Origin of the sequence: Streptomyces sp. RP5T (assembly GCF_003933965.1) — a bacterium.
Lineage (GTDB): Bacteria > Actinomycetota > Actinomycetes > Streptomycetales > Streptomycetaceae > Streptomyces.
This window is the reverse complement of sequence record NZ_RSAJ01000134.1, coordinates 1-17,604: the sequence shown is the minus strand read 5'-3', so window position 1 is coordinate 17,604 and position 17,604 is coordinate 1. Positions and strand designations below refer to the sequence as shown.

11 protein-coding genes are annotated in these 17,604 nt (G+C 70.6%); 8 read left to right on the top strand and 3 right to left on the bottom strand.

Annotated features, from left to right (window positions below):
- Positions 1-1,640 (bottom strand): GAF domain-containing protein (locus EHS43_RS16680; RefSeq protein ID WP_125191556.1); only part of this gene is annotated, 1,640 nt, incomplete at its 3' end.
- 600 nt (positions 1,641-2,240) lie between these two features.
- Between EHS43_RS16680 and EHS43_RS16675 the strand changes: the two genes are divergently transcribed.
- From EHS43_RS16675 to EHS43_RS16645, 6 genes are all read left to right on the top strand, one after another.
- On the top strand, positions 2,241-2,789 hold the full coding sequence (locus EHS43_RS16675; protein ID WP_125191555.1) for an RNA polymerase sigma factor: 549 nt from the start codon (positions 2,241-2,243) through the stop codon (positions 2,787-2,789).
- Positions 2,786-3,601 (top strand): zf-HC2 domain-containing protein, encoded by an 816-nt coding sequence (locus EHS43_RS16670; RefSeq protein WP_125191554.1) that lies wholly within the window; start codon positions 2,786-2,788, stop codon positions 3,599-3,601. The genes EHS43_RS16675 and EHS43_RS16670 overlap by 4 nt, the downstream gene beginning before the upstream one ends.
- Positions 3,598-4,431, top strand: a complete 834-nt coding sequence (locus EHS43_RS16665; protein ID WP_125191553.1) for an ABC transporter ATP-binding protein — start codon at positions 3,598-3,600, stop codon at positions 4,429-4,431. Before EHS43_RS16670 ends, EHS43_RS16665 begins: the two co-directional genes overlap by 4 nt.
- Complete coding sequence (locus tag EHS43_RS16660) at positions 4,428-5,822, top strand: hypothetical protein (RefSeq protein WP_125191552.1); 1,395 nt, start codon at positions 4,428-4,430, stop codon at positions 5,820-5,822. Before EHS43_RS16665 ends, EHS43_RS16660 begins: the two co-directional genes overlap by 4 nt.
- Positions 5,819-6,394, top strand: a complete 576-nt coding sequence (locus EHS43_RS16655; RefSeq protein ID WP_125191551.1) for a hypothetical protein — start codon at positions 5,819-5,821, stop codon at positions 6,392-6,394. The genes EHS43_RS16660 and EHS43_RS16655 overlap by 4 nt, the downstream gene beginning before the upstream one ends.
- 2,068 nt (positions 6,395-8,462) lie before the next feature.
- Positions 8,463-10,529 carry an alpha-L-fucosidase gene (locus tag EHS43_RS16645; RefSeq protein ID WP_125191550.1) on the top strand — a complete coding sequence of 689 codons (2,067 nt, stop codon included), beginning with the start codon at positions 8,463-8,465 and terminating at the stop codon, positions 10,527-10,529.
- 171 nt (positions 10,530-10,700) lie between these two features.
- Here the strand turns inward: EHS43_RS16645 and EHS43_RS16640 are convergent, their stop codons facing one another.
- Together EHS43_RS16640 and EHS43_RS16635 are read right to left on the bottom strand one after the other, a co-directional pair.
- Positions 10,701-12,335 (bottom strand): serine hydrolase, encoded by a 1,635-nt coding sequence (locus EHS43_RS16640; RefSeq protein ID WP_125191549.1) that lies wholly within the window; start codon positions 12,333-12,335, stop codon positions 10,701-10,703.
- A 540-nt stretch (positions 12,336-12,875) separates the two neighbouring features.
- Positions 12,876-14,618 carry a GAF domain-containing protein gene (locus EHS43_RS16635; protein ID WP_125191548.1) on the bottom strand — a complete coding sequence of 581 codons (1,743 nt, stop codon included), beginning with the start codon at positions 14,616-14,618 and terminating at the stop codon, positions 12,876-12,878.
- Positions 14,619-14,751: 133 nt separating this feature from the next.
- Between EHS43_RS16635 and EHS43_RS16630 the strand changes: the two genes are divergently transcribed.
- Together EHS43_RS16630 and EHS43_RS16625 are read left to right on the top strand one after the other, a co-directional pair.
- Complete coding sequence (locus EHS43_RS16630) at positions 14,752-16,236, top strand: aldehyde dehydrogenase family protein (protein WP_260470567.1); 1,485 nt, start codon at positions 14,752-14,754, stop codon at positions 16,234-16,236.
- A gap of 43 nt (positions 16,237-16,279) precedes the next feature.
- A partial coding sequence (locus EHS43_RS16625) for an MFS transporter (RefSeq protein ID WP_125191547.1) occupies positions 16,280-17,604 on the top strand: 1,325 nt, incomplete at its 3' end.

The following is a 17,604-nucleotide window of genomic DNA, read 5'->3' as shown; positions in this document are numbered from 1 at the left end:
GCGGTGCGGACCTGCCCCATGAGGGCGGCGGCGCTGGTGTCGTGTCCCTGGACGTCGCCGATGGCCACGACGGCGGTGCCGTTCGGGCAGGGGATGAGGTCGTAGAAGTCGCCGCCGATGTCGATGCCGTGGCCGGCGGGCCGGTAACGTGCCGCTGTTTCCAGGCCGGGGACGTGCGCCAGGGTGCGTGGCAGCAGCCCGGTCTGCAGGCTGTGGGCGAGGGCGTGCTTGGCGTCGTAGAGGCGGGCCCGGTCGAGGGCCTGGGTGATCAGCCCGGCCAGAGAGGTGAGCAGGGCTCGTTCGGTGGGCGGGAAGATGCGGGGCCGGTCGTAGGCGAGGACGAGGGAGCCGACGGGGCGGCCGGAGACGATCAGGGGGAGGAACGCCCAGGAGGCCATGCTGTCCTGGTGCACGGCCGGCGGATAGGCCTTCTTCAGGTCGGCGAAGGTGGGGAAGAAGGCGGCCGTCGCGGTGGTGATCGCACGTACGGCGGGGGTGTCGGACGTCATGGGGACGGCGTCGAAGCGGGCCATCAGCTCGGCGCCGTAGCCGCGGTGTCCGGTGACGCACAGGCGTCCTTCTTTGACGGTGAGCAGGGCGAGGGCCTTGGGGCCGAAGGCGGGCACGATCTGGTCGGCGGCCAGCTCGACCACGTCGTGCACGCTGGCGGCCTCGGCAAGGGCGGTGGCCAGGTGTGTGAGGTGGTACAGCGCCGTCGCGCCGATGGACTCGGCCGGCTGTCGCAGCTCGCGTTCGGCGTCGGCCTGCCCCGTGTCGGCGGGGGAGATGTGGACGCTGATGCCGCTGTCGTCCGGGTAGAGCTGGAAGCGCAGCCAGGTGTCGGGCGGTCGCCTGGCCGTGAAGGAGGTGGGCTGACGGCTGACCAACGCCGCCCGGTAGCGGTCCTCGAACATCGGATCGCGTAGCCACGGGAGCACCTCCCAGGGGCGCTGCCCCAGCAGCGGCCCGGGCGGAGCCCCGACCAGGTCGGCGCCGGCGGCGTTGATGAAGGTGAGCCGGCCGTCCAGATCCAGGGCGCAGCAGCCCACGGGCAGGCGTGCGGTGAAGGCCAGGGCCGCGGCGCCCTGCACCGGATCGGTCTCGCGGTGATGCGGAGCCGGGAGCACACGGGGCTCTTCCGGCGCCTGCAGCGCCTGGCCGCTCTCGGCCGCCTGGTGCAGGATCGCCGCGGCACGACGACAGCAGGCCTGGAGCCTCACCTGGTCGGCCGTGCTGTGGTCGGAGGGGTGCCAGATGGGCCACAGCAGCACGATGCCGCCCCACACGGTCCCCTTGCTGGTGATCGGGGCCGTGGCCAGTTTGAAGTCGTACGGAAGGACGATGCCGACACGCGGGTAGCGGCGTGCGATGTCCTCCTGGCTGCCCAGCCAGAGCGGACGCCGATCCCGGACGGCGTCCGCCACCGGAATGGCGGCCTCCAGCGGGATGCGAGCCCACGGAGCGGCTATGCGCCCGGACACCCCGCCCACCAGGGCCAGCCGGAGTACCCGTTCTGTCGGTGGCAGCAGGTAGAGCATCCCTACCGAAGCGCCGGTGTCCCGCATCAGGTCGGCGAGAACAGCGTCCGGCAGTGGGAAGCCGGAACTGGCCTCATTACCGGGCGTGACGGGGCGCCGCATGTTCTACCGCCCACTCCGGCCGGACTGCCGCGCGCGGGGGTTACGCCCGAAGCGTGCCCTGGCCGCCTCAGTGCTGATGTCGAGCCCCGCACCGATCTCCCTCCGGCTCGCCTCGGCCCTATGCCCGGCGGTCACGGCCGCCGGGATCCCTTCCCCGGCCAGAGAGGGGATACGGGTTTCCGTGGCGCGGTGCCGCTCCGCGGGAGGCATGGGCAAGGGCGGCTCTCCTGCGCCCTGGGCGGGGCTCTTGGCGTGCGGCGGAACCGCGCCGGCCGCTGCCAGTCCGTTCCGCTCGGGTTCAGTCACGTGCCACCGGCGCCGGTCGCGCCATGCGGCCTGCCGCTGCGCGGGCCGACGGTGCAGGCGCCCGTGCGCTGTCGGCCTCGACAGCCCAGCACCACACCGGCCACACCGGAGTACGCCCATAAAAGGACAATACGCCGCTCATGTGGTGACGGCAGGCCTCCGTGACAGACGCGCTCGGAGCCGGGTGGGGTCGGTGGGGTCGGCATCTCCGGGCGCGCCAATGTGACGGCGATCACGTCGACCGGAAAACCTGTCGTTCGGGCCGGGCGTCTAGCAGGTGTGAGATCAGTCAGGGTGACAGCGCTGCACAAGCTGGACGAGGAACGTCTTGTCCGGCTGGTGGCCAGAGGCGACCGTGCCGCGTTCGAGGAGCTGTACCGGCGTACGTCGCCGTGGCTGGCGGTGCGGCTGCGCCGCCGCTGTGCGGACGAGCAGATCGTCGCCGAGGTCATGCAGGAGACGTATCTGGCGGTGTGGCGCGCGGCGGGCTCGTTCGCCGGAGCTGCGGCCGGAGGGACCGCCGTCGGATGGCTGTGGACGATCGCGGCGCGTCGCCTGGTCGACGCGTTCCGGCGCCGGGCTCACCACGCCGAGCCGCCGCCGGCGGCCGCCGCGCAGCCCGTGGCGCCTGCCGCCGACGAGGAGGCGCTCGCGGCGACCGTCGACGGTGACGTCGGGGACGCGCTGCGGCGCCTCGCGCCGGAGCTCAGACAGGTGCTTCAGGCCCTGGTGCTCGACGGGATGTCCGTCCGGGAGACCGCGGTCCTGCTCGGGTTGCCCGAGGGCACGGTCAAGACACGGGCCCGCCGGGCCAGGATCGCGATGCGGAAGGCGCTGGCATGAGCGTGGAACACGCGTCGATGCGGATCATCGACGGATACGCGCGCGGCGACACGGACCTCGCCGCCGACCAGGTATGGGCACTGGAGGCCCATCTGGAGGTGTGCGCGGTGTGCCGTGACCGGCTGTCGGCCGCTGTCACGGCCGAGGCGCCCGCCGTGGCGGCGCTGGTCGAGACCGTGTGGTCCGGCCTCCAGCCCCAGCTGCCCACCGTTCCTCCGCCTCCCCGGCGGCGCTGGGCGACGCGCCTGTCCGGGTGGCTGACGCCCGCGATGGTGCCGTGGCTGGCCATGGCCGCGAGCGTGACGCTGATCGCGCTGCTGCTGGACCTGGCCGGCCCCGGCGCCGGCCAGGTGTCGCTGGTGCTGCTGTTCTCCCCGGTCCTGCCGGTGCTCGGCGTCGCGGCCTCATGGTCGCAGGGCCTGGACCCGGCGTACGAACTGACGGCCTCGGTACCGCGGGCCGGGCTCCCTCTGGTGCTGCGACGCACCGCGTCCGTACTCGCCGTGGTCATGCCGGTCCTGCTGGTGGGCGGATGGGCGACGGGACTGATGGTGGCCCAATGGCTGCTGCCCTGCCTGGCCTTCACCTCTGCCGCCCTGGCGCTCGGCACGGTCGTCGGCGTGACCCGCGCCGCCGTCGCGCTGACGGCCGTGTGGGCCGCCGTGGTCGTGGCGCCCACCCTGGCCGCCAGCGGCGTGGCCTACGTACTGCGGACGGACAGCCTGCCCGTGTGGGGGCTGGTCCTCCTGCTCAGCATGGGCGTTGTGATCGCTCGCAGGGGCGCCTACTCCCTGTTGGGAGCCCATCGATGACCATAGGAAAGGAACACGACATGACATCCGCGGTGAACGCGGCCGACATCGCACCGACTGCCTACGCCTGGGAGGTCGAGACCACCGGGCTGAAGGTCAGGGTCGGCCGGAACCGGATGGCGGTCGACGGGCTCGACCTCAAGCTCGGCATCGGCGTGCACGGCCTCCTCGGACCCAACGGCGCGGGCAAGACCACCCTCATCCGGGCGCTGGCCACCGTTCTGCGCCCCACCGAGGGCACCCTGGAACTGCTCGGCGAGTCCGTGGGCGGCCTGGGCGAGCACCGTGCGCTGCGCCGCCGGATCGGCTATCTGCCGCAGGAGTTCGGCTACTACAAGCGCTTCACGGTGCGCGAGTTCGTCGAGTACATGGCGTGGCTCAAGGAGGTACCCAAGACGGACATCCCCGCGGCGGTGCAGCGCGCCGTGGAACGGGTGGGGCTGGCGGACCGCGCCGACGACAGGATGAAGGCCCTGTCGGGCGGCATGGTGCGCAGGGTCGGCATCGCGCAGGCCATCGTCAACGACCCGCTGATCCTGCTGCTGGACGAGCCCACGGTCGGCCTGGACCCCGCGCAGCGGCTCCGCTTCCGCGAGCTGTTGCAGGAGTTGGGGGCGGACACCTGCGTGCTCGTCTCGACCCACCTGGTGGAGGACGTGGCCGCCGCCTGCACCGACGTCGTGGTCTTCGCCGAGGGGCGGCTGGTCTTCAAGGGGCCCCCGGACGAGCTGGCCTCGATGGGCGGCCCGGAGCACGTCGGTGACAGCCCGCTGGAGCGCGGCTACTCGGCGCTGCTGCTCAACCCCGAGCAGGGAAGGGGAACTTGGTGAACGGCCACGTCCTGCGTATCGAGTTGAGGCGTTCGGCCGCCCCGTGGGCCGGCGTCGTGGTCCTGGTGCCGGCGCTGGTGTTCCTGTACGTGCTGGGCGGCGCCTGGTGGAACGGCACCACGGCGTGGACGGCCCAGTGGACGCCCCTGGCCCTGTGGACCCGCTCCCTGCTGTTCTACCTGTGGCCGCTCACCATCGGGCTCGGGGCGCTGCAGGGACTGCGCGACCACCGCTCCAGGATGTCCGAGCTGCTGGCGAGCACCCCGCGGCCCGCCCGGCACCGCGCGGCCACCCTGGCGGGCGCGACGGCGATCACGCTCACGGCGGCTTTCATGGTGCTCGTCCTGGTGGGCGGGGTCCAGGTGTTCGCCCACACCGAGTACACGCACCTCGGGTGGCTGCCCGTCTCGCTGGTGGGGGTGCTCTTCCTCGTCGCGGGAGCTGTGCTCGGCATGGGGGCCGCGAGGGCCCTGCCCTCCCCGCTCACGCCGCCCGCGCTGGCCATGGGCGCCTTCGTGTTCACAGCCCTCATGCACATGTCGGTGGGCCGAACGACGACGGGCACGGCGGACGGGTTGACGACCACGGAACCGAACCGGATCTCGCTGCTGTCACCGACGGTGGAGGACGCGCGCAAGGCGTTCGTCACGCTCTCCGCCTCCGTGCACGTCGGACAGACGCTCTGGCTGCTCGGCATGGCCGCGACCGGCTTCGCACTGCTCGTCGCAGCGACACCGCGCGCCCGGCTGACCGCCCTGACGCCCGTCCTGGCGGGTGCGGCGATCGCCCTGCTCGTCCTTCCCGCCGACGCGCGCCGGATGTACGTCGTCGACAAGGCCGCCGCCGAGCTGGTGTGCGACGGTCCGGTGTGCGTGACGAAGACGCAGCAAGCACGACTCGCGGACCTCGCGGGACCCGGCAAGGAGGCGCTGCGCCTGCTGCACGGTGCCCTAGGTGATCAGGCGCCGGACTCGGTCCGGGAGAACACCGCCGTACCGCCGGAGGGCTCCACGCCCCGGTGGTCCCGCAAGACCGTGCTCATCGACTTCGACGACGACATCGTCGCCGCCGTGAAGGGCAGGGAGCTGACCCGGGCCCTGATCGCGAAAGGCATGGTGCCGGGGTGCACTCCCGTCGGCTGGAGCGGCTTCGGTGGGGATGAGTTCGCGCAGACCGTCGCGGCGGGCTGGGTCCTCGGGGACCTCAAGCCGCTGGCCGGCACGCCCGCGAGTCTGCGTGGCACGGTCGAGGCCGAGACCCGCCCGGTGTGGAAGAAACTCCAGGCGCTTCCAAGGGCCGAGCAGCTCTCACGGATCAAGGCGATGCGCACCGCCGCGCTCTCCTGCGAGGGCGATCCGTTCGACGTCCTGTCCGGCGGTGCGTCCCGATGAGATGGCTGACGTTGTACGCGCGTTCGCGTCAGGTGCCCGCGTCGCTCGCCGCGATGCTGATCGGGGCGGTGACGGTGTGGGCACTCGCCCGGCACGGGAGCTCGGGACCCGCTGATCCGAAGCTGCCCGCGCTCATCCTCACCACGGGGGTGATGGCCGTCTCGGTCGGACTCGGCGGGCAGGACCTCGCACTGGACCGGACGGCCGCGATCCGCTGGGTGCCCCGCAGGGCGGCCCACGTGTTGCTCGCCGGTGTGGCCGTCGCCGCGGTGCTGCTGACCGTGCAGACTCTGGGCGTGTCCATGGCCACCACGGCGTTCGTCGTCCGGGACAGTGCGGGGCTGATGGGGCTGGTCGCCCTCGGCGCGGCGCTCTGGGGCGGGCAGTTCGGGTGGATGCCCCCGTTCGCCTGGCTCGCGTTCTCGTTCTTCGCCCCGCCGGCCACCAGTGTGCCGACGCAGGTGGTGAACTGGATGCTGCTGCCGCCCGGCACCGCGGCGGGCACCTGGACGGCCCTCGCCCTCGCGGCCGTCGGCACCACGGCCTACGCCGTCACGGGTCCCGGACGGTAGCCGGGGCGGGACAGGCCGCGCGGCTTGGCTGACGGCTCGCCCGACAACCGTCGGGCGACCGGACGACGTGCCGCGTTCCTGGCTGCGCGGACGACGTCTCGGGCCTCGACCGTGTTCGCTCGATGGAGGCGACCAGGCAGTCCTTGCCGACTGGTCGCAGATGTCGCTCGGCCACCGGATAGAGGGTGCTGGACAGGGGTTTGAGGGCGGAGTAGTCCAATGTGGCGCGGTGTCAGAGGCCCTTGTGGTGGGCCGCTTGGGGGGGGCGGGCCGTCGCCGTGGCACCCAGACCAGAAAGCGAGTGTCCACCTCCTCGACGAAGGAGAAGGCCCGGTCGGCCGGGAGGTTGATGGCGAAGTCGTGGTGGTCGGCGAAACGACTGCCTCCGGATGCCGCCGCACTGGTCGCCGGGCGCGACATGACAGCGCACGACGGTCTTGGCTTGCTGGTGGACGATCGGTATGCGGGCCCTCATGTGGCGAACTCGGGCGCTACTCCGCACAACACGTCCAGCTACAGCAGCCGTTGATCCGGTATCGCGGGGCCGGAAGGGCCGGGCGGTCCGGGGATACGGCATCTGCCGACCGGGCCGCGCGTACGGGCGCCCTGCCGATCCCTCGCGCGTACCGGGCCTCGGACCGGACTCCTGCGCCTCTGCCGGATCGTGCTCGGTCCGAGGCGCGGGGAGGACCCGCCCCGTTCCCGCAGAACCCGCATCCGCCTCACGGACCTGATGTCACTGCCGTACTGCACAATGCACGGAAAGCGAGATCAAGATCGGCTGCACGGGGTAGGCGGTCTCGAGTCCGTGCGGCAGAAAGGCCACCGTTGATGCAGTCCACATCCGGCACCCAGGGAGGTCTGACGATGCTCGCGCCTCGTCGCAGCCGGTCCGCCACGCCGCTCGATTCCCCGGCTGTCGAGGCTCTGCGTGTCATGTCCGACCCTCGTACCCCCGTCTTCCTGACGGTGCATGCCGACGGCCGCCGAAGGTACAGCTACTGGCGGCCGTTCGACCCGGAAACCGGCAGGGGCAGCTGCTACGTCGCCCTGCCCACCGCCGCGTGCGACGCGCTGCACCACGCGGCGAGGATCAGTTTCGGCGAGCCTGTGGTCGATCCGGCCAGGACGACCTACCGCGTACGACCTGTCCGGACCCCGGCCGCTCCCGTACCTCCGGCACGTCCGGTACGCACCGTGTCCCAACGTGCGCGTGCGGCCTGACGATCAGGCGGAGGCTCGACGGCGACGACACCACGGCGGCTCTCTCGTCCTCTCGCACGCGCTGTTCCGTGAGATCAGTGCACCTGCACCCCTGTGCGAGGGCCCCAGGCCCTTCACGAAGGACCTGTTGATCACCGGCACTCGGTCGTCGGTGACGTCCGGTTGTCCGTCCTTGCGTTGCCCGGGGGAGTGAGGCAGACCTGCGGTCTCCCGGGAACGTCCCGTCCCCGGGCAACGAAGCCGGAATCGGCCGGCGGCACCGGTCTGTCGCGAACGCGCCGCTGCGTGCCCCGAGTTCGCCAGACACCGGCTCGCCCGCGAACAGTCACGCGGCCCATGTCGAAGTGCGCAGTGCCCGGCATCGGGTGTCGGGCGAAGCCGGAGAGCCGCAGACCGGCTTCACTGCAGCCGTCTCCTCGCCGTGGCTGCCGCCTGATCTCCCGCCACATGGGATCGCGTTTTCCTGGTCGGGCGTGCGCTCAACGGCGTCAAGCTGCCCGACTACGAGGGGGTCCCGGACTCCGCGGCCCCGGCCGGATCGCCGATCACCTCGTCTGCCAAGCCGTAGGTGCGTGAATAGATCCGAGCTATGTCAGGGGTTGGCCCTGTTGCTGCGAGTCTGGATCCGTGGTGGCCTCAAGTGGACATGTTTTGACATGGGTTTATGGATGAAGTCTGTCTCAGCTCTGGACGGCAGTGCGAGCAGCCCCTATAAATTCATCCGATGTCATCGACGGCGCGAGGTACGGAACGCGTCCGAGATGCCAGGAGAACTGACGTCCTTGCACGTTGCTCGTGCCCTGCCCCTTCCCCCCTCACGCATCCAGGACCCAGGAGCCGCACCATGTCCTCTGCGTACCTGAGCAGACGTTCCCTGATCAAAGCTGCCGCCCTCGCCGGAGGCGCCGTGGCCTTCGGGCTGCCTCAGGCCCTCTGGGCCGCACCCGCCCAGGCCTACACCGTCCCGTCCAAGTTGGACTGGTGGTACCAGGCCCGGTTCGGCATGTTCATCCACTTCGGCTCCTACTCCTACCTCGGCCACGGTGAATGGGCCTTCTCCACGGAGAACTGGTCCAAGTCCGCCTACCAGACCCAGGTGTCGCAGCGGTTCAACCCCACGGCCTTCAACGCGGCGGCCATCGCCCAGCTGGCGGCAGACGCCGGTATGAAGTACCTGGTGATCACGGCCAAGCATCATGAGGGCTTCGCCATGTGGGACTCCGACGTCCCCAGCTTCACCGACACCACCGGCAACCAGCTGTACAACCTGCACGACTACGCCGGCGTCCAGGGAGATCTCCTGGCGGCCCTCAAGACCGAGTGCGAGGCGAGAGGCGTCAAGTTCGGGCTCTACTACTCGATCCTGGACTGGAACCACCCCTCCCAGACCATTCGCAGCGGTGGCGTCACCACCATGGCCTCCCAGGCCGCCCGCACGAGCTACATCGCCGACATGAAGGCCCAGCTGCAGGAACTGCTGGACCGCTACGACCCGGCGCTCCTGTGGTTCGACGGCGACTGGTTCGGTGAGCCCTCAAGCCCCACGCTCCAGGACTGGTGGCTCAAGTCGGACGGCGTGGACCTCTACGACTGGCTGATCGCCCGCAAGCCCCAACTCGTCGTCAACGAAAGGGTCAAGCGCGACCTGGGTCTTGGCGACTACGCGGTCGCGGAGTTCGGTGTCCCGGCCGCGCCGCTGGAGCGTCAGTGGGAGCGGTGCGACACCATGAACGGGGCCTGGGGCTACAACGCGGGCCTGGAGAACTCCTACCGGCCCGTGAAGGATTTCGTCAGGGAACTCGTCACCTGCGTCTCGCGGGACGGCAACTTCCTGCTGAACATCGGTCCCAAGGGCGACGGCTCGGTCACCGCCGGATCCGTGACCGTACTTCAGGGCCTGGCCTCCTGGATGGCGACGTACGGCGACAGCGTGCACGGAGCCACGGCGAACCCCTTCGGCACCGACCCCGTCTGGGGTACGGCCACCAAGAAGGACGGCAAGCTGTACGCCCATGTCTTCGCCTGGCCTTCGGGCGGCGTGTTGCAGATCCCGGCGCTCACGAACCCGATCAGCCGCGTCTACCTGATGAACAACCCGTCGGGCTCGCTCAGTTACACCGTCAGCGGCGGCCAGATCAACGTCACCGTGCCGTCCGGTGCGCCGGACGCCAACGACTCCGTGGTGTGCGTGGAGGTCAGCGGCGTCCCGACGGCCGCGGGCGCGGGCCGGGTGACGGCGTTCAAGGACGTGGGCTACTCCGGGGTGAGCGCGGTGCTGACGCTGGGCAGCCACACCTCCTCCCAGCTGACGGCCGCAGGGGTGGGACCGTCGTCCATCTCCTCGCTTCGGGTGCCTCAGGGCTACCGGGTGACGGGCTACTCCGGCGACAACTTCACGGGCACCAGCTGGAGTTTCACCGCCGACACCCCCGACCTGCGGACCACCGGCAACAACGACGCCATCGTCTCCCTCAAGGTGACGCTCGATCCGGCCACCTATTTCCGGATCGTCAACGTCACGGACGGTCTGGCCCTGGACAGTGGTGGCAATGTCGCCAGCGGCTCCAACCTCAAGCAGTGGACTCCGGTGGACAGCACCAATCTCCAGTGGCAGGTGGTCGACCTCGGGACCGGTTACCACCGGCTGGTCAACCGGACCAACGGCATGGTCGCCGACGGCTGGGGGGCGACCGACAACGGTGCCCCCGCCCGGCAAGCGGCCTGGAACGGCGGCCCCAACCAGCAGTGGCAGATCACCGACCGCGGCAACGGCCAGTACTCGATCGCCAACCGCAGTACGGGACTTGTCCTCGACGGCGGCGGCCAGGTGACCTCCGGATCCGTGACGAAGCAGTGGACGTGGACCACCAGTACGAATCTGCTGTGGACGCTTCAGCCGCCCGTCTCCTGATCACTTGCGACAGCGCCTTCCCGACCAGTCGGAGGCGCCGTCGGCGCGGGCATTCGCGTGGTGCGGCGCCGCACTCTTGCGGACGGGGCGGAGGGAACCGCAGACCGCAGATCCGTCAGGCCTCCACGCGCCACGATCATTGCGCTCCTGGATCCACTTTCGACACGCTCGCTAACCGCTCCTCGTGAAGGTCCCGAGACCGGTCGTGTCGAGGTTCTCGACCCGGACCTTGTCGGCGCGGCCGCCGGAGCCGACGGTGAAGGTCACGCCGGACAGGCCGACGGCGTTTTCACCGGTGGTGCGGTAGCTGAAGGTGTCACCGTCGTAGTGGCTCAGGGTGAACCGTTGCTTCTTGGGGCCCAGTTGCATGGTGAGTTCGCCGTCCTGGGTGCTGACGGTCATCGGGCCGTAGTACGCGTTGGCGTATGTTCCGGTGTAGGCGCTGTTGGCCTTGGCGGGTGCGGGCGAGGACGGGGGCTTGCTGTAGTCGACAGGAGAGCGTTCTCCCTGCGTCGCCTGCTTGAAGATCGGCCCGAGGAACGTCAGCCAGTCGACGGTCGGCCCGCCCGTCTCCGCGGTGTCGAGAAACGTGGTGGCGATCGCTTCGGGCACACCGATGGGCTCGCCGTTGGTCAGGACGACGATGCCGAGCTTCTCTGAGGGCAGCATGGAGACGTTGGTGGCCGCCCCCAGTGCGAAGGCGCCGGAGTGGCCGAGCTTCAGCCTGCCCTGGTCGTCGTAGCCCACATTCCAGCCGAGCCCGTAGAACCCGGCCCTGCCGGCCGGTGTGTGCGGCGGTTCGGACATGATGTGCGGCAGGTGGGTCTCCTCCAACGCTTCGGCATCGACGAGTTGTCGCCCGTCGAACTTGCCGTTGCCCAGTTGCAGACGCAGCCATTTCGTCATGTCCTGGACCGTGGAGCTGGCTCCGCCCGCCGGACTCTGGGCGTCCGCGTCACGCACGTGCTCGGCACGCCAGGTGTTCCCGGCCCGCACATGCAAGACGGCCTTGTTCTTTGCCTTCTCGTAGTCGGCGAAGGAGGAGCTGGTGGAGTCCATGCCGAGCGGCTTGTACAGCTTCTCGTCAGAGAGCTTCTCCCAGCTCGTCCCCGCTGCGCGCGCGACAGCGACGGCGGCTTCGGACAGTCCGAAGTTGGTGTACGCGTAGTGGGCGCGGAAGGGGGCCAGCGGCTCGTAGCGCAGGTGGCTCAGGATGTACGAGCGGTCATAGCCGAGGTCCTCCAACAGGTCTCCGGCGTGGTCGGGCAGCCCGCTGCGGTGCGAGAAGAGGTCGGCCAACGTGACATGGCCGGTGACCCACGGGTCCTTCAGAGCGAAGCCGGAGCTGTGCTCGACGACCGGGTCGTCCCAGCCGACGGTCTTGTCGCCCACTGCCGCGGCGACCACGGTGGATGCAATGGGCTTGGAGACCGAGGCGAGCTGGAAGACGGTGTCCGCTCCGACCGGGTCCTTGGCACCTGCCTTTCGCACGCCGAACCCCTTCAGGTAGACCACCTCGTCGTCGTGCACCACACCCACGGCGACTCCGGGCACACCGGTGCGGCGCATGGTGTCCCGTACGACATCGTCCAGCTGGTTCACCGCGGTCTCGACGTCGGCCCGGCTGATACGGGACGGCGGCTGAGCGGGCGGGGCGGTGGGCAGCGGCGACGTTGCGATGGCCGCACGTCCGGCGATGGAGGTACCGGCATCGGAGCCGGTGCAGGCGACGGCCAGCGTCGCCACCATGCCCAGTGCCGCGGCGGAGTGAAGGGGGCGGCGGCATCCACCGTCGAGTCGGACCATGACTCCATGGGAATCCCACCCCCGGCACCTGTCGCACCCTGCCAGGCCGTTCGGGGGATCCAGCGCGCGCCGCCACGCTGACCCGACGGGACGGGTCGGCGCAGGGATCGCCGAGGAAGTACGTCGCGATCGGCCGGCAGCCGGCATGAGTGCGCTGCCGCTGTCGGCTACCTGCACAGGCCTTGGAGCGCACATTCCGCGGACTGTGATCTCGGAAATCGCGAACGGCAGGCGGACGAAGGTGTCCGTGGCCGGGGAACGCGTCCGTGACCCAGGTCCGCGTCAGCGCACAGGTCCTCGCACAGGCTCCCGTGCAGTCGGCGAGCGCGGCCGATGATGAGGGAAGGGAGGCGACCAACGGGAGCGAACTCGCCGCACAGGCTTGCTTACCGTCCCACGCACGGGTTCGTGCGGCCGTGACCCGGCTCCGCGCAACGGCCATCGACTGCGGCAAGCGCCGCCCCGGGCCTCGCCCTGGCCTGCGAATTCGGACTGAGGAGCACCACCTTATGGTTCGGGAACTGTCAATTCAGGGACCCCCTATTGTCTGATTCCGTGTGCCACGTCCAGCACCATCAGCGCTGACCGGGCCTCGACCGCCGCTGCCGCGTCGCGCAGATCCATCCCGGTCAGCGTTTCGATGCGCCGTAGCCGCTGGCTGATGGTGTTGGGGTGCACCATCAGAGCCTGTGCCGTCGCCTGACGGTCCAGGCGATGCGCCAGGTGTGCTCGGAGGGTCGCCACCAGGGACGTGCCGTGCTGGTCGTCGTGCCGGATGAGGGGGCCCAGTGTGCGATCGGCGTAAGTGTGCAGGGGGGCCGGGTCGCCGAGCTGGAGAAGGAGGCCTGCCACGCCCAGCCCCTCCAAAGTGATCACGCCTGCGCTGCGCCCCTGGCGGTCCGCTACGGCGAGGGCGCCTCGGGCCGTTCGGTAGACCTCGGCGAACTTGTTGTCGGTGAGCTCGGAAACGGCGACGGTCACGGAGGAGACTCCCGCCGTCGTCGAGATGGCTCTGCGCAGCGTCTCGGCGATCCGCGGCCCGTCCCCGGGGCCGGTCGCGGGCGCGGGCCACAGGGCCACGATCGCCTCCTGGTGCTGGCTGATGAGGGGCCGTGGGGTGATGGTGGACGCCAGCCGGTTCGCCTCGTCCGCGGCGCGACGGAGCGTGCGGGCCGCGCTGCCCCGTCCGGTGGTGTCGATGTGGGCGACCAGCGCGCAGTGGGCGCGCGTCAGATCGTGGCCGAGCAGCCGGGCGCGGTGCAGGAGGGCCTCCGCGTGCGGGTCGGCGCCGGTGAGCAGCTCGGCCAGCAGCTCACCGCGCAGGTTCTGCTCGACCTCCAGCGCTGTGCGCTGCCGGAGCAGTTCGAGCGAGAGGACCACCGAGGCATGCTCCAGCGCTCGGCGGTCCAGCGTCGTCAGGGGTCCGCGGTGGCCGGGTAGCCAGACCCGCGCGGGCACCTCGCCGAAGAGGACGACGTCGGCGACGATGTGGCCGTCCTGCTCGCGGACCAGGTCGGTGCCCGGTGCGGGTGCGGTCGTCGGCCAGCCGGCGACAGGAGGCTCGGCCGGGGGGCCGGCCGCGGCGAGCACCTCACCCCGCGCGTCCTGCAGGAGCACTGCCGTGTCGAGCAGGTCGTGGAGGGCGGCGGCGATCCCCTGGATGCCGCCCGAGCGGACCGCCACCCGAAGCAGGCGCTCGTGGATCTCCTCCGAGCGCGACACGAGATCGTGCTGTCGGCGCAGATCCTCGACGAGCCGGGCGGAGGTGATGGCGATCGCCGCGTGCTCGGCGAGCAGTTGCAACCGCCCGATTTCCTCGGGACCGAATTCGTGCACCGCGGACCGGTAGCTGTTGAGCGTCCCGATCACGCCGGACGCGGTGACCAGAGGCACCGACAGCATGGAACGGTAGTCCTGGTCGTGTGCGACGCCGCCCCAGATGAAGCCGGGCTCGCGCGAGATGTCCTTGACCGCGGCCGGACGGCCCGAGCGGTAGGCCCGGCTCGACGGCGCCCCGGAGAGCGCGTCGTCCTCCAGGGGGACCGGATGATCGGAGTTGACCCGGGCGACGTAGGTGGCCGACAACCCGCTCCAGGCGGCGATCACGAGGTTGCGTTCCTCGGCGTCGGGCAGCAGGACGCCGCAGAAGTCGAGTCCCAGTAAATGCCGGGCGGTCGAAGCGACGAGGTCGAGGACCTCGCGGAGGCCCCGGCCTGCGTTCACGGCCGAGGTCAGTGTGCCGATCGCGGTGAGCCAGCTGTGCAGCTCCTGTTCATCCTCCACGGTCAGTGAGTGTCGTCGAGAACACTCTGGCTGTCCAACTGTGTCAGCTGTGACATATCAGTCGCCCTTGCGCATGGGTCAGACTCCGAGGACTCACCCCGTCGGATCAGTCCCAGAAAGGGCCGGAATGTCGATGATGACTTCTTCGCCGCCCAGCACCGCGAACCTCGCAGCGGGCCAGGAACGCCCCGTGATCAACCCGGCCACCGGAAGCGTCATCCGCACCGTGGCGGACAGCTCCGTCGCCGACGTCGACGCGGCTGTCGCCCGTGCGCGTGCCGCCTTCCTGGACGGACCGTGGCCCGCGATGAGCCGCACGGCGCGTGGCCGGCTGCTGCTGCGGGTCGCGGACCTGATCGAGGACGCCGCCGAGAGCCTCTACCAGCTGGAGACGCAGAACAACGGCCGGCCGGTCACCGAGACGCGGGCGCAGTTGTCGAGGGTGCCGGAGTGGTTCCGTTACAACGCGGGACTGCTGGCCGCCCAGCGCGACGCCGTACTGCCCTCGGACGGGCCCTACCTGACCTACCAGCGCCGGGCGCCCCTCGGGGTCTGCGGAATCATCACGCCGTTCAACCACCCGCTGCTCATCCTGGCCCGTAGCCTCTCCGCGGCGCTGGCCACAGGCAACACCGTGGTGGTCAAGCCGTCGGAGACCACCCCCCTGTCCACTCTCGCGATGGTCGAACTGCTGCAGAAGGCGGGCGTCCCCGACGGTGTGGTGAACGTGGTGACCGGCGGGCGCGAGGTGGGGGAGCGGATGACCGGGCACCCGGACATCGCCAAGATCACCCTGACCGGCGGGACCGAGGCCGGGCGCGCGGCCGCAGTCGCCACCGCGCAGCGGTTCGCGCGGGTGACCGCCGAACTCGGAGGGAAGACGCCGATCGTCGTCTTCGACGACATCGACCCTGACGTGGCGGCCGAGGGCGCGGCGTTCGCCGCGTTCGTCGCGGCCGGGCAGTCCTGCGTGGCAGGTTCGCGCTTCCTGGTCCAGCGCGCGAGCTACGACCGGTTCGTCACGACGCTGGCCCGGCGCGCCGACGCGATCCGCATCGGCGACCCGTCCGACCCGGCCACCCAGATCGGCCCGATGGTCAGCGCGGTCCAGCGCGACAAGGTCCTGGCTCTGATCGGGAAGGGGCGCTCGGAGGGAGCGCGTGTCGCTGCCGGGGGAGGGGCGCCGGACCTGCCCGCACCCCTGGACAGCGGATTCTTCGTCCGCCCGACCGTCCTGGCCGACGCGACGATGGACATGCAGGTCGCGCGGGAGGAGATCTTCGGCCCGGTCGCCGTCGTCGTGCCGTTCGACGACGAGGCCGACGCGATCGCCAAGGCCAACGACAACCGGTTCGGGCTCGGTGCCGGCGTGTGGACACGCGACCTGGCCCGCGGACACCGAGTGGCGGACCGCATCCAGGCCGGAATGGTGTGGGTCAACGACCACCACCGTCTCGAACCCTCCCTGCCCTGGGGCGGCATCAAGGAATCCGGCACCGGCCGCGACGCAGGGACCGAATCCTTCGACGACTTCACGTGGCTCAAGACCGTCGTGGTGCGCACCGCGGACGACGACGTCGACTGGTACGGATCCGACGCCCCCGGCCGCCTCAACTGACCCCATCCCCAGCCACGTTCGACCTCCGGCAAAGGAGCCGACCATGTCGAATTCCGGAACCACCATCGCGCCGCCCGGGACCTGGCGCACCGTCATCACCCGCACCCAATGGCTGGTCCTGGCCGGCACCACGATGGGCTGGGCGCTGGACGGGTTCGCGGGCAGTCTGTACGCGCTGATCCTCGGCCCGGCGATGACGGAACTGCTGCCGCACAGTGGCATCGCCCCCGCCGGGGAGGCCATCGGCCTCTACGGAGGCCTGACCGTCGCACTCTTCCTGTTCGGATGGGGCACCGGAGGCATCCTGTTCGGCATCCTCGCCGACTACTTCGGCCGGGTGCGGGTGCTGTCCGCGGGCATCGTCACCTACGCCGTTTTCACCGCACTGGCCGCATTCGCCGACACCTGGTGGCAGTTGGGCGTGCTCCGCTTCATCGCAGGGCTCGGCTCCGGTGTCGAGGCGCCGGTCGGCGCGGCGCTGGTCGCCGAGGTGTGGCGCAACCGCTACCGGGCCCGCGCCTGCGGCGTGATGATGTCGGGCTACGCGATCGGCTTCTTCCTCGCCGCGCTGTCCTACGCGCTCATCGGCGACCACGGCTGGCGCCTGATGATGGGCATCGCCGTCCTGCCGGCCCTGCTGGTCTACTTCATCCGTCGGCACGTACCGGAGCCACCGGAGATCCGCAGCACGATCACCGCACGTCGCGCCCGTCGATCCCGCGGCCATCGCGCCGAACAGGATCGCTTCGTCCTGGCCCGGTTGCTCACCCCGCCGCTGCTGCGGCCCACCCTGGTCGGCACCGCCCTCGCCACCGGCTCCCTGGTCGCCTTCTGGAGCGTCTCCACCTGGTACCCGCAGATCATCCGGCAAACGGCCGCGGCCGCCGCGCTGTCCCCGGACGTCGCCAACTCCCGCGTGGCAACGGCCTCCATGCTGTTCAACGCCGGCGGTGTGCTCGGCTACGCGACCTGGGGCTTCCTCGCCGACGCGATCGGCCGCCGCGGGGCGTTCCTCACCAGCTTCGCGGTCTCCGCGGCCGGCGTCGGATTCCTCTTCCCCTTCGACCACGCCTGGGCGACGTTCCTGGCCGTCATCCCCGTCGCGGGCTTCGGCCTCTACGGCGCCCTGTCCGGCATCCTCGTCTACGGACCGGAACTCTTCCCGCCCTCCGTACGCGCCACCGGGATAGCGCTCTACAACGGCATCGGCCGGTACCTGACCGCGACAGGCCCCCTGGTCGCCGGCGTCATCGCCGCGTCCTGGTTCGGCGGCGACCTCGGCCTGGCCACCACCTGCGTCGTCGCGGTGGGCATGCTCGGCGCCCTCGGTCTCCTCTTCGCCCCCGAGACCCGCGGTCAGGCCCTGCC

Excerpts from the sequence above, each read along its gene's own strand:
- EHS43_RS16665 (WP_125191553.1), top strand. The coding sequence starts at position 3,598 with ATGACCATAGGAAAGGAACACGACATGACATCCGCGGTGAACGCGGCC.
- EHS43_RS16670 (WP_125191554.1), top strand. The coding sequence starts at position 2,786 with ATGAGCGTGGAACACGCGTCGATGCGGATCATCGACGGATACGCGCGC.
- EHS43_RS16640 (WP_125191549.1), bottom strand. The coding sequence starts at position 12,335 with ATGGTCCGACTCGACGGTGGATGCCGCCGCCCCCTTCACTCCGCCGCG.
- EHS43_RS16645 (WP_125191550.1), top strand. The coding sequence starts at position 8,463 with ATGTCCTCTGCGTACCTGAGCAGACGTTCCCTGATCAAAGCTGCCGCC.
- EHS43_RS16630 (WP_260470567.1), top strand. The coding sequence starts at position 14,752 with ATGATGACTTCTTCGCCGCCCAGCACCGCGAACCTCGCAGCGGGCCAG.
- EHS43_RS16655 (WP_125191551.1), top strand. The coding sequence starts at position 5,819 with ATGAGATGGCTGACGTTGTACGCGCGTTCGCGTCAGGTGCCCGCGTCG.